This is a genomic window from Halocatena pleomorpha (assembly GCF_003862495.1).
In the GTDB taxonomy this organism is placed as follows: domain Archaea; phylum Halobacteriota; class Halobacteria; order Halobacteriales; family Haloarculaceae; genus Halocatena; species Halocatena pleomorpha.
In genome coordinates, this window is the sequence record NZ_RRCH01000003.1 from 63,840 (window position 1) to 76,345 (window position 12,506).

Consider the following 12,506-nt stretch of genomic DNA (forward strand, 5'->3'; position numbering starts at 1 on the left):
TCTAATAACTGGGACGTCCACGATTCAAATCTGGACACGCATGAGCGAACGAAGTGAGCGAAGAGTGGAACCGGAGCAACCCATACGAACACCAAGCATAGCGGTGTAAACGGCGGGCAGGCTGCCATTTTTGCTTCACGTTCACTCCTCATCGACGATGTATATATTCTATGGTTGGGTAGAAACATGGGCGCAGTCAAAGCACTCGTTCTGAAACTGTCGTCCTTAGGATATGCCTCCTTATCCACCAGAACTGATCGTCAGTAGTATTGGCAGATTATTTTCTGTTCGGTAACTTTTACTCACACATTGCGATGAGAGGCATGAACGCCGCTTGCCACGCGAAAAGTGTTCTGGTGCTGAGGACACCCGAACGGCAGTGTTCAGCGCAACTCGGTTACGCGAAGGTCGAACACCAGTGGACCCTAACCGCGTCGGACGTTCACCCCCACACGATTGACCGAAACCCACAACGACCCTGCGCACCTATCGTTTCGTATGTCTGAACAGGAGTCCCTTCCCGAGACCGAATCAGAGTGGCAGGATGTTCTCACCGAGGAGGAGTACCGGATTCTCCGGGAAAGCGGGACAGAGCCCAAGTTCAGCGGGGAGTACATCGACGAGAGCGGCGACGGCACATACCGGTGTGGCGGGTGTGGTGCGGCGCTGTTCGATTCGGAGACGAAGTTCGGATCAAAGACGGGTTGGCCGAGTTTCTTCGACGCCAACGATGACGCCGTGGAGTTCCACCGCGACACCAGCCACGGGATGGACCGGACGGAAGTCGTCTGCGCCCGGTGTGGCGGACATCTCGGCCACGTATTCGAGGACGGTCCCGAGCCGACCGGCAAGCGCTACTGCATCAACTCCGTCGCGCTCGATTTCGACGCTGAAGACGAATCCGAAGACTAGCGTTCCTCGGCGTGTCGGACTTCGACCGCGATACCTCGCGTGCTCGCGTTCATTTCCGGTCCGCTCATCGCCGCTCGACCGACAGCGAGCGCCTTCGGTCCCTCGATGAACACCTCATCACCCACGCGGATCGATTCGCTCGCTCGTTCGATACCAGGAGCAAGCACACTGCCCTGCGGGACGAACGGATCGATCTCAACGCGATCGGTCGGAACGTCGCTGTCAGCCCAGCGGCGCGCACCAGCGAGGGTGAACGCGAGCGTGCCGTACTGGGGGACGATCGTCGCCAACTGCTCGTGGTCGTCGGCTGTGTGGACGCGCAGCGACGGTAGTTGTCCTGCGACCGATATCGACCCGAACAGCTCTGAGCCGGCGGTGTGACCGAACTGGTAGTCCGCTATCGCGCGGACAGTGTTGTGTTCGCGTTCCCGTTTGCGATATTTCGATTCACCCGACAACGTGTCCCGAAGCGCTGCCAAGGACTCGGCTGTTGTCGGATGATCTTCGACGGTGTACTCGAACTCGACGCCGGTTCTGTCCTCGACCCGTTCACAGATCGATCGATAGCCACCCGGCGGGAGGTGTGCGATGTGACGCGGATACTCGTTGCGCTCGAGATACCGGGAGAGGACCCGAGCAACGAAATCAATCTCCTCTTTTGACCAGCGGCCAGTCACGACGCTGTCGTACTGCTGGGCTGGATAGGTGTACTCCAACTCTTGGGGAACAACCCCAATAGGCGACGTCATCGACACCTTGTGCGCACGGTAGTTGATCGCGTCGTGGAACTGTCCGTGACTCTGAGAGGAACTGTAAGGCTTACGGGCAGAACACGGAACGAGTACCAGTGGCTGCTCGAACCGGTTTCGGTACCGGGAACACACCCGATCCGCAAAGCGCTGGATCTCGACCCGGCGCATGCTGTCCTCGCTCGCCGCGAGCAGCGTGCTCGATCGGAGGATCGGCGTCCGTTGTTCGAGGTACGCATACTGATCGTCCAGCCGTCGCACCAACGCCGTTAGCCACGCCTCGTGACGGGCTTGGCCTTCGACGTACGCCCGGAGCCGTCCCGATCGAATGCGCTCGCGGACGCGAGCAATCGCTGTTTCGAGGGCTGCCACGTTGTGTTCGGCACAGTCTTCTCGACCGAACGCATCCAGTCCCTGCTGACAGGCCGGACACGAACACGGAAGCTCCGCAAGATCTTCGAGGAATCGCTCGCCGTCCGTGGTCTGATAGAATCCCTCCAGTCCACGGACGTGCGCCCGGTGGCTGTCGAAGAGGTCGACACCCGCGTACGCGAGGGCGGCGACGTTCGCCGGGGTTGCGACCCCCGACAGTAACACTGCAGTGTCAGCCGGAATCGATTCCCGAACGTCGACGATCGTTTCGACGAACGCCGCCGCGTTCCCGACGACACCGGGTGCTGATGAGAGGACGTACGCGTCGCTGCCGTGGTTCCGTGCGGTCTCATCCGAGACGACGGCCGCACTCGGATAGTCAACGTCCGGATAGTCGACTTCGAACGCCGTTTGTACCTCGGGTGCGGTTCCCGCAGGAAACCCCCGGTGGGGAAGAACAGTGAGCGTCGAACTATCACCAGACGGTACCGTCCGTTTCTCAGACCAGAGGCTTCCCGCGTCCTCGATCACGTCGTCAACGAGCGCGGGGGTCTGAAGGGGATCGTCGAGGCGAAGCTCTCCCAACCGAGCCGCCCCATCGCGCTCATGTACTTCGAAATACTCGGTCATTGCCCCAAGTGAGTGACCGACGCGGAACTACCTTTCTTGTTCGTGGCCGTGTGTGGACGATCCGCTCAGCCCAGTTGCCGCACCGTTACTCGTTCGGGCAGTCGCTCCAACGCGCTGTCAGGCCAATCGTAGTGTGCCAGCGTAAACGAGGTTTGTGGGTTCGCCGCAGCGACCGTACAAACGCCAGCCGCCGCCGATTCGTAGCTCGATCGATCCAACCGCTCCGGCACTTCCACGGTGAGCGGATACGTGTCTGACAGTGCGCGCGGGAACGGCCCGAACGGGGGAACGACGCGCCACGTTTCGGTGTACGCCTCGTTCGGGCTGCCCTCAGAAAGCAACACCTCCCCCTCCACTGAGATCCGTTCGAGCCGTTCGTGGTGGCGATACACCTCTGGTCGACGCGCACATTCGGCTGAAACGTGAAAGACGGCGTCTTTTGAAACTGGATCGGACTGTTCTAACAGCTCAGTGTGATCGAGTAGCGTTCGGTAGCCGTCTAGCAGTTTCGGGTGACCGCGCGCGCGCATATCCACGAGTTCGAGCAGATTTCCGCTCCGGATGGCCTCTTTCACTCGGCGGAGTTCCGTGAACGTGACGTGCAGATTGTGTCGCGCGAGCAGTCGCTCGCGGTCGTCTGCGCCCATCGTCTCAATCTCTTCGGGCGTGTGGTCGGTACACACCGGACACGAACACGGGAAATACGACAACTCCGAGAGGTGTTCGGTGCCACGAACAGTGAGGTAGCGATCATCGCGCGCGTAAATCGCGTAGGCCGCCGAATCGAACAGATCACAGCCGAGCGCGACGGCGAGCGCGAACATCATGGGGTGACCAGCGCCGAACAGGTGAACCGGCGCGTCTGTGCCAAGTCCGCGCTTCGTGGCGGCGACGATATCAGCCACGTCGGCGTACCGATAGGCGTTCAACAGCGGCACGACCGCCCCGATCGGGAACACGTCCAACCCACTCGTGTCGGCGTGGCGGGCGGCCTCCGTCCGGAGATCGAGGTGTGTCGATCCCTGAATTGGAGCCGTGACCAGCATCTCCTCGTGCAACTCCTCTTTCACTCGTGTTGCGAGATCGATCCGTTCTTGGGTCGTTTGAAGCTCCGCACTCGCTCGCTCCCGTCCTACGTCAGGGGGTGTCGGGATGTCGACCGGCGTTCCGATATCGGACCCAATCTCGTGTTGAAAGCGGAGGATCTCTTCGGTCGTGACATCGATCTCGCCGTATTCGGCCAACTGGAACGAGCCGGAGTCGGTCATGATCGCACCAGGGTAGTCCAACAACGCGTGTACCCCCTCAGATTGCACCTGCTCCCGAAGATCATCGCTCTGATGGAGGATGTAGCTGTTCGTGATGAGTAACTCTGAGTCGAAGGTGGTGTACAACTCCGCGGGATCGATCGTTTGGATGTGTGGGTTCACGACGGGCAGCAGGGCTGGCGTCTCGACAGTCACGCCAGCCCGTGGCACGGTCAGCTCCCCGATCCGGCCGCCTGCGTCGAACGCCCGCGTCTCGAATCGCCCACTCATGGTTGTTGCCTCACGTTGCTCAAGCGCACTCTAAGCCTCGTCGCTTCCGAAGGCGTCGTGGTAGAGGACACCGAGCACGGCCCGCCCGTCCTGAATCTCTCCCGATCGGATGGCGTTTCTCAGCGCTTCGAGCGTCGTCGTTTCGACCTGGATCGATTCATTGAAATCCAGCTGTTGGCTGTCGGCTTGGACACAACCGCGCGCAACAAAGAAGTGAAGAACCGAATCCGCGATCCCGTTGGCTGGTTCGACGGTACACAGCTGTTCGATTTGGTCTGCTGTGTACCCCGTCTCCTCGTGGAGCTCCCGGCGAGCGGCAGCGGCGAGATCCTCGTCGGTCGGCTCGACGCTCCCGACGGGAAGCCCCCGGTTGACACGGTGTACGGCCTGTCGCCACTCCTCGATCACGACCACCTCACCGTCGGTTGTGAACGGGAGTACGACGACCGCTGCCGGTTCGCTCAGATAATCGAACTCCGTTTCCGTGCCATCGGGCAGCCGCACCGACTCGTTTCTGATCGTAAACCCCGGACACTCATACGCCGTCTGGGAGTCGAGCGTCTCCCACACGAGATCATCGGTCATACACCGGGTTGGTCGATGCCGATGAAAAGCGATCGGATTTCCACGGTCGCCGGACGTGACGGTCGTAAGCAATAACTTAGACGAGTCTAATATTATAGTGAGATGAGTCCGGATTCGGTTGTCGATGAATCACTCGATCTCGCGGCGACTGGCCGAACCCGAGAGGTGACGTAACATGACCGGATTTCTGAGCATCATCGTCATTGCTGCAGTTACACAGCTCACAGTTCTGCCCGGCGAGAAGGGTCAGGTCATCATCGCTGGACTCTCAACGCGGTACAAGCCGCTGGTGGTCGTCGGTGCAGCCGCGACCGCCTTCGGGGTATGGACCGTCTTCGAAATCCTGTTCGGGCAGATGATTCAGGGGCTGTTTCCAGAGGCTGTTCTCAATGCCATCACAGCAGGGCTGTTTCTGCTGTTCGCTGTCGTGCTGTTTCGCTCAGCTCGGAACGGTTCGGAGCCGTTTGCTGGTCTGGATTCTGCTGAAGGAACCGAAAGACCGTCAACAGAGTCCTCGCGTCTGTCGTTCGATCTCTTCGGACACACGTTCGATGGCCGATTCGGACAGTTTTGTTCCATCTTCGCACTGATGGCGGCTGGAGAGTTCGGTGACAAGACGCAACTGATCACAATCGGGCTGGCGGTCCAATACGGAGCGACATCAGCGATCTGGCTGGGCGAAATGATCGTTATAATCCCTGTGAGTCTAGCGAACGCCTACCTCTTTCACCGGTTTGCCGACCGTTTCGATGTTCGCACTGTTCAGCTTCTCGGGGCGTTTTTGTTCGCTTTCTTCGGCGCGGACACCGTGCTGGCGATGGCTACCGGGGTGTCGGTTTGGGAGCGGTTCGTCGGAATAATTACCAATATCGTCCTCACAGCGGTGTGACGCGGCCACGTTTCGAGACCCCAGTCGGCTGTCCCACTGACCTGCTGACAGCTTTTTGTCCCTCCGGTGTGGACGGCGGGGTATGCGACGATTGTCGACCAATCGCTACTACATCCATGACACGCGTACTCGTTCCGTATCGCGTCGCTGAACCGAAAACGCGGCTCGCGCCCGTTCTCGACGCCAACGAACGCCGGGAACTGTCTCGACACATGCTCGACGACGTTCTCAGTGCCGTGCGCGCGGCAGGGTACGATCCGACAGTGCTCTCGACAGCGCCACTTTCCGAGAAAGAGTGTCTCGTTGACGACCGACCGTTGACTACGGCTGTGAACGCGCATCTCCGTCCGGAAACAGCAGTCGTGATGGCTGATCTCGCGCTCACGACGCCAGCAGTGATCTCTCGGCTGCTCGAAACGCCGGGCGACGTGGTGGTCGCTCCGGGACGAGGCGGTGGGACAAATGCTCTCGTCGCGCGCCACCCCGACTTTCGGGTGGATTATCACGGAGCGTCGTACCGCGACCATCTGGATCGCTGTGAAACGATCGGTGCCAGCGTTCGGACGATCGACTCCTACCGGCTTGGTACGGATATCGACGAACCGGTGGACCTGCCCGAGCTGCTCATCCACGGCACTGGAACCGCTGCCGATTGGGTTGACGACCGGTTTACGGTGTGTACCGACACCGAAACTGGACGGATCGGTGTCGAGCGCGTATGAAGCGTTTTGGACCACGTACGTCCTATCTTCTTTCAAGCAGAGAATCCCGCCATTCACGGCGGGGAGGATGTCACATGGGTGTGCTTCGGCGTGTATACAGTCCAGCTGGGTTCGATCACCGGCAGGATAAACGTTATACTGTGCTATGCCATAGCACAATATGCGGGGGTCGCATGTAGTGTGACTGTTCACCGCAAACGGATGCCAAAGCGAGTCGATCCCGTACAGGGGAAGACGGGACAACGGCTGGCTCTCCGTCAGGAGTGACAGCCTTTTTTATCATCGGAATGAATCACTGTGCGTGACATCACCGAGTACGGACGACGATGCTGGCGGAATCGACGCCGATACGACTGGTGAGGGTTCAGTATCCGTCTCGGAATCGCTGTCGATCGCACGCGCAGAGATCAACCGACTGGTAGACGTTACCCCCGACGATGTCGAGGCGCCATCAGAGTTGAGTTTTGCCCGCAACGTGTTCGTACCGCTCACGACGGCGTGTCGGTACACGTGTACGTACTGTACGTACTACGATCCGCCGGGACAGGCGTCGCTTATGCGTCCGGATGAAATCAGGGACGCTGTCAGGATCGGAGCTGACGCGGGCTGTACGGAAGCCCTGTTCACATTCGGTGACGATCCGGACGATCGATACACACAGATCCACGAGCAACTCGCTGAGCTGGGTCACGGGTCGATCCACTCGTATCTCCGTGAGGCGTGCGAGATCGCGCTTGAGGAGGGCCTTTTGCCCCATTCGAACCCCGGAGACCAGACACGCGCGCAAATGGAACAGGTGGCTGACGTGAACGCGAGCATGGGTGTGATGCTGGAGACGACGGCCGACGTGCAAGCCCACGGCGGTCCCCGGGCAAAATCGGCCGAGCAGCGACTGAACACGATCCGCGTCGCTGGCGAACTCGGTGTTCCGTTCACCACCGGGATCCTCGTCGGGATCGGGGAAACGTGGCGTGATCGCGCGGAGAGTCTGCTAGCAATTGCTGCGTTACACGAACGATACGGCCACATACAAGAGGTGCTCGTCCAGAACGTCGTTCCCAACGAACGATGGCAAGCAGATCCCGTTCCCGTACCGACGATGCGCCGCGCCGTCGCAATGGCTCGGGCCGCCCTGCCGGAGTCGGTGAGCGTCCAAGTGCCCCCCAATCTATCGCCAGTCCGTGAGCTCGTAGATTGTGGCGTCGACGATCTCGGTGGGGTCTCCCCGATCACCGACGACTACATCAACCCCGATTACGAGTGGCCTGCATTGGCCGAACTGCGCGACATCGCTGCTATGGCCGGTGTTCCGCTCACCGAACGCCTGCCAGTGTACGATCGATACGTCAACGACGAGTGGCTCTCGACACGGATCGAACGCGCTATCGAAAGCGAAACCGAAGCCGGACAACGGTTCCGATCAGTGTTGGACGGGTGAAAACATGTCATCGCACGTGGAACATTGGTTCAAGTCGCCGCCGGAGAATGTATAGTCCGGTCAACACCGAGGGAAGGAGAAACACGGCCAGTAACAGGCCTCGCTGAGTGATCGTGATCGTGGAAATCCCGACAGGGATGTCGATTGTAGGGACGCCCGCAATGATCATCCATCCGATAATGACGAACGGCCCGGCAACCAACAGGTTCCACGGACCGGGTCGGATCTGGTATCCGTAGCTGTACCGGTCGGCCCACGGCGCGGCAGTGAGATGAAGACACATGGCGTACAGACTCCAGAGCAGACAGACACAAACAAGCACACCGACGAGGAGGTTGAGCACCACTCCCACGTACACGCCGCTGAGCGTGAGTCGTCCGAACCACGGCGTCGCGGTCATCATTCCCGACTGTTCTAACACCGTTGGTGTGTCGAACCCCCAGCGGGTAAAAACGAGTAGCGCGATCACGACCGACGGTAGCAGGCTTACAGATCGTGTGAGAGCACCGAGTACGTGATCGACGCCGGCCGAGTGATTTGATGACAGCGTCGGTCGGACGACATCCGAAAACACGAGCGAGACGACGACAGGCACCAGTACTGTCCCCGTGAATAGGATTCCTCCAGTAGGCGCACCGCCGATCAGGGCGATCATGATGAGACCGATTCCGAGGAGATTCGTCGCCACGATGGGCCAGAGTCGCTGTACACCGTCCGGATCGTAGCGCTGCTGCGTCGGTGGTTCGTAGTACGGCGTTGGGAACAGGAGATCGTACCCCGTATAGCTCCCGACCAGGCTCACGATGACGATCACCAAGCCAATCGTTGGTGACGCTTGGATGTCGAAACCGGCGTAGCTTGCGGCGATAGTCGCTCCGAGTACGAACACGATTGTCGCGCTGATCCGGATCCCCGTCGGTGTCGTTGCCGCCTCCGTGAGGCGTGCTCGATCGACAGCCAATCGGCGCGGACACCGAACCATCGTCATCACCGTCCGGACGACCCACAACAACATTGCACCCCACTTCCAGATCGTTGCCACGATCATCGCACGTTGTTCGTCCCACACCAGCCTGTGGGATCGATCGGCTCCGGATGTCCGACTATGAGACGTGCGTCTGCTCCGCGAGCGACGCTGATCGGATCGATCAGTCCACCGACTCCGTTGGCGGTAGCGGCCCTGTTCGTCGTCACGTCCCCGATGTTGTCGGTCAGTCTGCTCGTCGGGAGACGATCCATCGTGTGCGCGACGGTGGTCGCTCCTCTCCTCAGAGATGTCGTCAGTCTCCGATTCGGTTGCCGTTCGACGACGGTCGTACTCCGCACGCTGTTGGGGATCGGTCAACACCTCGCGCGCCTTCTGGACTTGCAGAAACGTCTCTTCGGCGTCGGCACCCTCGCTCTTGTCGGGATGGACCTGTTTGACTGTCTCTCGATAGGCGGTCTCGATCTCCGCACGAGAGGCGTCCGGTTCCACGCCAAGGAGTTCGTAGTACGATTCAGACATGCTACGACTCGAATCGGTGGCGGCTCAGAGAGCCGTTGGAGACTTCAGGATCGGTCATCGAACTGTCGGCAGTTCGTGTTTCATCGTCTTGATCTCCGTTTCTGTGTAGCGATAAACAGCTGTGGTTTCGAGCGTGCCATCCCGTTCGGTGTCGAGATCGGTGGCGTGTGCACGGACGATTCCGTTGGGATCGAACTTGAACGTCACCTCGATCGATGGGGCTCCGGCGTGACGTGGTCGTAGCGGTCCGATACGAAACGCGTCGAGAAAACGACGAGTCACCTGTTGGCCATCAGCTCGCTCGCTCGTCGTGGCAGTGTCATCCATGCTTCGATCGGTCGTCGTTCGATCAGTGGTCCGACCCGGTTCAGTTCGGTGGTTCCGTTTCGTATGTAGTGATTTAGTGACATGATCGTAGTACACCGGAACGACCAAATACTGTTGTCGGTCGGTCGTCGTCGTAAACGTCGCTGTCGCTCGTCGCGGAAGCGTGTCGTTGTTGGCAACGAGTTGGTCCCCGGTCTCGGATGTCGGTGCCAGACAGAGCGAGTGGGGCGTCGCGTCGAGAACGACCGTTTCGGCCGGAATGCTCCCCGTTGATGAGGCGCTTATGGGAGTGGGTGGCGGCTCGTTGACGATCGCCGCCCGCATCGCACCACCCAGCGCCATCGTTTCAGCGGTGGCTCGTCGGTCGTCCGCGTGCTCAAACCGATCGGTAATGTGCTCTCGCACGAACGGTAGATCAGTCTCTCCACCAACGAAAAGCAGTCGGTCCAGTTGTCGCTCTCGGAGTCCAGTCGTTTCCAGAAGGGTCTCACACACGCCGACCGTCCGTGACACGAGGTCGCGCGTCCGGCGCTCTAACTGGTTTCGGTGCAGTGGCTGCCTGATCTCGTAGCGTTCCCCCTTGTGTTCGAGGGTGGTAGTGATGGTCGTCGATCGGTGAGAGAGCAACGCGTGTTTTGCCGTTCGGGCTGCTGCGAACAGCCGTTCTGTAGCGAACGGATCGTTTTCGAGATCGATGCCGTGTTTTCGTTCGAGATGAAGATCCAACCATTCCACGATCGTTGCATCGAATGCAGCACCACCGAGCCACGGATCGCCGTGTGTTCCAAGGACATCGAACACGCCCTCCGTAACGTCGATGAGCGCCGCGTCGAATCCCCAACCCAAATCGTACACGAGGATCGTCCCATCGGTGTCGGTCCGTATCCCGTGGGCGAGCGCCGCCGCCGTCGGTCCAGTCATGAGACGCACGACATCGATCCCAGCGATTGCACAGGCCTGACACAACGCCCGACGCTGGCGCGCGGTGAACGTCGTCGGAACTGTTAGTACGCCACGATCGTGGACGACACCCGCTTTGTCAGTGGTCTGAGCCGTTTGTCGTAGTTTCGTAAGCACCAACGCCGTCAGCTCTTCTGGCGTGTATTCGCGGGTTTGGCCGTCAACGACGATCGAAACACGTTCGTCAGTTCCGAGGAGTCGCGTAAACGACCGCACGGTGCGGATCGGATCTCGGATGGCTCGGCTGCGCGCCGACTCTCCGACCACCGCGTGCTCGCCTTCGAACGAAACAACCGTGGGAATGCTCACACACTCCTCACTGGACAGCGTCGATCCATCGCTCACTGTCGCTAGCGCGCTGGTTGTCGTTCCGATGTCGATGCCGACGTTCGGTGTCTCCATGATCGTCCCGAACTTCCCGTTGAATCGTATCTGGTCGACTATTCCATTACTCGATTGACTTTCTTCTATGATAAATCAACTGCTAACTGATTACTGAATAGACTAATTCACGTAATTCACTTGAATCTATTCGGGATTTACGTGGGGTGGGACAGGTGTACACGGCGCGAGGAGACCAATAGGACGGGGAAAACGCTCGCGTCGATAGAAATCGATTAGTGCAACCCGAGGAAGAATGCAGTATGACGAGCGTCAAAGAGATACACGTCGAGAAGGCGCCAACACCGGATCGACTCGGTCGGGGCCGATTTCTCTTTACCGACGATTACTCGGTGTTCGACTGGGGAAAGATGCCTGATCCGATTCCACAAAAAGGAGCGAGTCTGTGTGCAATGGGTGCTGCAAACTTCGAACTCCTCGAAGACAACGGTATCGACACCCACTACCAAGGTGTCATAGACAAGGGTGACACGACGAGCATCGACGCTGTGACACTCCCGCCACAGGAGATGATGATCGATCTTACTCGGATTCCCGAACTGCCCCACGAGGGCCGGGACTACGACTATGAGGCGTTCCACTCGGCCGCAGAGGATAATTACCTCATTCCGCTCGAAATCGTGTTCCGAAATCGCGTTCCCGTGGGATCGAGCCTCCGGTCTCGTGCTGATCCTGAGGATGTCGGACTCGATGCGGACGAATGGCCTGAGGAAGCCGTCGATCTGCCGGAGCCAGTCATCGAATTCACGAGCAAATACGAGGAGTCGGACCGAGTACTGTCTCGTGAGCAAGCGGATACGATCGCGGGCCGAGCCGACATTGAAGACCTCGAATCACTCGCCAAGTCAGTCAACGAACTCATCACCCAACGGGCGGACGATGTGGGGTTACGCCACGAGGACGGAAAGATCGAATGCCTCTACTCCGAGGGCGACATCCGAGTGGCAGACGTGGTCGGTACGTTCGACGAGAACCGATTCTCATACGACGACCAGCAGGTCTCGAAAGAACTACTCAGACAGTACCACAAACGGAACCAATCCGATTGGGTTGAAAGTGTCAAGCAAGCCAAACAGGACGCGAGAGAACAGGATATTGCCGATTGGCGGACGCTCTGCGACGTTGATCCACAACCGCTCGATCGGGACGTGATCATGGCGGTGTCAGATCTGTACACCGCAGGTGCTAACGCTTACATCGAACAAGACCTGTTCGACGCACCGTCACTCGACGACGCCGTCACACGTGTTAAAGATTTGTAATAATGGCCGGATAGATGACGATGTGTGGGAAACGATAGCAGTGAAGAGTCCTATTACTACGGCTACATTACTTTATTCTTGATAGAGAATTGTGATTATTAACTATTAGTATGCAGCCTAGAAAAATTTTATTGCCGGGTTGATCGAAACCTACGAGAGGGTGAACAAACCCATACGAGTTCAGTGGCACAAAATGATAACACGCGGGATATT

At 59.0% G+C, this 12,506-nt stretch carries 10 protein-coding genes; 5 read left to right on the forward strand and 5 right to left on the reverse strand.

All coding sequences use genetic code 11. From position 1 onward, the window contains the following. Window positions 1–498: 498 nt before the first annotated feature. On the forward strand, window positions 499–912 hold the full coding sequence (gene msrB / locus EIK79_RS01320) for a peptide-methionine (R)-S-oxide reductase MsrB (protein ID WP_124953333.1): 414 nt from the start codon (window positions 499–501) through the stop codon (window positions 910–912). Here msrB and arcS read toward each other — a convergent pair. From arcS to EIK79_RS01335, 3 genes are all read right to left on the reverse strand, one after another. Beyond that, window positions 909–2,663: an archaeosine synthase subunit alpha gene (arcS, locus tag EIK79_RS01325; protein WP_124953334.1), complete on the reverse strand. Its 1,755-nt coding sequence runs from the start codon at window positions 2,661–2,663 to the stop codon at window positions 909–911. The two genes, msrB and arcS, sit on opposite strands and share 4 nt — an antisense overlap. Before the next feature lie 65 nt (window positions 2,664–2,728). Continuing rightward, window positions 2,729–4,201: a tRNA guanosine(15) transglycosylase TgtA gene (gene tgtA, locus EIK79_RS01330; RefSeq protein ID WP_124953335.1), complete on the reverse strand. Its 1,473-nt coding sequence runs from the start codon at window positions 4,199–4,201 to the stop codon at window positions 2,729–2,731. Between the two features lie 30 nt (window positions 4,202–4,231). Continuing rightward, complete coding sequence (locus EIK79_RS01335; RefSeq protein ID WP_124953336.1) at window positions 4,232–4,786, reverse strand: NUDIX hydrolase; 555 nt, start codon at window positions 4,784–4,786, stop codon at window positions 4,232–4,234. 175 nt (window positions 4,787–4,961) lie between these two features. Here EIK79_RS01335 and EIK79_RS01340 point away from each other — a divergent pair, with 175 nt between their 5' ends. From EIK79_RS01340 to cofG, 3 genes are all read left to right on the forward strand, one after another. Then, a complete protein-coding gene (locus tag EIK79_RS01340; RefSeq protein ID WP_124953337.1) occupies window positions 4,962–5,675 on the forward strand; it encodes a TMEM165/GDT1 family protein in 714 nt (237 codons plus the stop codon). 116 nt (window positions 5,676–5,791) lie between these two features. Then, window positions 5,792–6,397 (forward strand): 2-phospho-L-lactate guanylyltransferase, encoded by a 606-nt coding sequence (cofC, locus tag EIK79_RS01345; protein ID WP_124953338.1) that lies wholly within the window; start codon window positions 5,792–5,794, stop codon window positions 6,395–6,397. 385 nt (window positions 6,398–6,782) lie between these two features. After that, window positions 6,783–7,835: a 7,8-didemethyl-8-hydroxy-5-deazariboflavin synthase subunit CofG gene (gene cofG, locus EIK79_RS01350; protein WP_233737901.1), complete on the forward strand. Its 1,053-nt coding sequence runs from the start codon at window positions 6,783–6,785 to the stop codon at window positions 7,833–7,835. Between the two features lie 7 nt (window positions 7,836–7,842). Here cofG and EIK79_RS01355 read toward each other — a convergent pair whose 3' ends face one another. Together EIK79_RS01355 and EIK79_RS01360 are read right to left on the reverse strand one after the other, a co-directional pair. Beyond that, window positions 7,843–9,342, reverse strand: a complete 1,500-nt coding sequence (locus EIK79_RS01355) for a J domain-containing protein (RefSeq protein ID WP_124953339.1) — start codon at window positions 9,340–9,342, stop codon at window positions 7,843–7,845. Window positions 9,343–9,396: 54 nt separating this feature from the next. Continuing rightward, window positions 9,397–11,031 (reverse strand): Hsp70 family protein, encoded by a 1,635-nt coding sequence (locus EIK79_RS01360; protein WP_124953340.1) that lies wholly within the window; start codon window positions 11,029–11,031, stop codon window positions 9,397–9,399. 242 nt (window positions 11,032–11,273) lie between these two features. On the opposite strand from EIK79_RS01360, the gene EIK79_RS01365 reads away from it, so the two are divergent. Next, window positions 11,274–12,293, forward strand: a complete 1,020-nt coding sequence (locus EIK79_RS01365; protein ID WP_124953341.1) for a phosphoribosylaminoimidazolesuccinocarboxamide synthase — start codon at window positions 11,274–11,276, stop codon at window positions 12,291–12,293. Window positions 12,294–12,506 lie beyond the last annotated feature (213 nt).

What these genes read in the sequence shown, in the direction of transcription:
- msrB (WP_124953333.1), top strand. Translation starts at nt 499, where the DNA reads ATGTCTGAACAGGAGTCCCTTCCCGAGACCGAATCAGAGTGGCAGGAT.
- arcS (WP_124953334.1), bottom strand. Translation starts at nt 2,663, where the DNA reads ATGACCGAGTATTTCGAAGTACATGAGCGCGATGGGGCGGCTCGGTTG.
- tgtA (WP_124953335.1), bottom strand. Translation starts at nt 4,201, where the DNA reads ATGAGTGGGCGATTCGAGACGCGGGCGTTCGACGCAGGCGGCCGGATC.
- EIK79_RS01335 (WP_124953336.1), bottom strand. Translation starts at nt 4,786, where the DNA reads ATGACCGATGATCTCGTGTGGGAGACGCTCGACTCCCAGACGGCGTAT.
- EIK79_RS01340 (WP_124953337.1), top strand. Translation starts at nt 4,962, where the DNA reads ATGACCGGATTTCTGAGCATCATCGTCATTGCTGCAGTTACACAGCTC.
- cofC (WP_124953338.1), top strand. Translation starts at nt 5,792, where the DNA reads ATGACACGCGTACTCGTTCCGTATCGCGTCGCTGAACCGAAAACGCGG.
- EIK79_RS01355 (WP_124953339.1), bottom strand. Translation starts at nt 9,342, where the DNA reads ATGTCTGAATCGTACTACGAACTCCTTGGCGTGGAACCGGACGCCTCT.
- EIK79_RS01360 (WP_124953340.1), bottom strand. Translation starts at nt 11,031, where the DNA reads ATGGAGACACCGAACGTCGGCATCGACATCGGAACGACAACCAGCGCG.
- EIK79_RS01365 (WP_124953341.1), top strand. Translation starts at nt 11,274, where the DNA reads ATGACGAGCGTCAAAGAGATACACGTCGAGAAGGCGCCAACACCGGAT.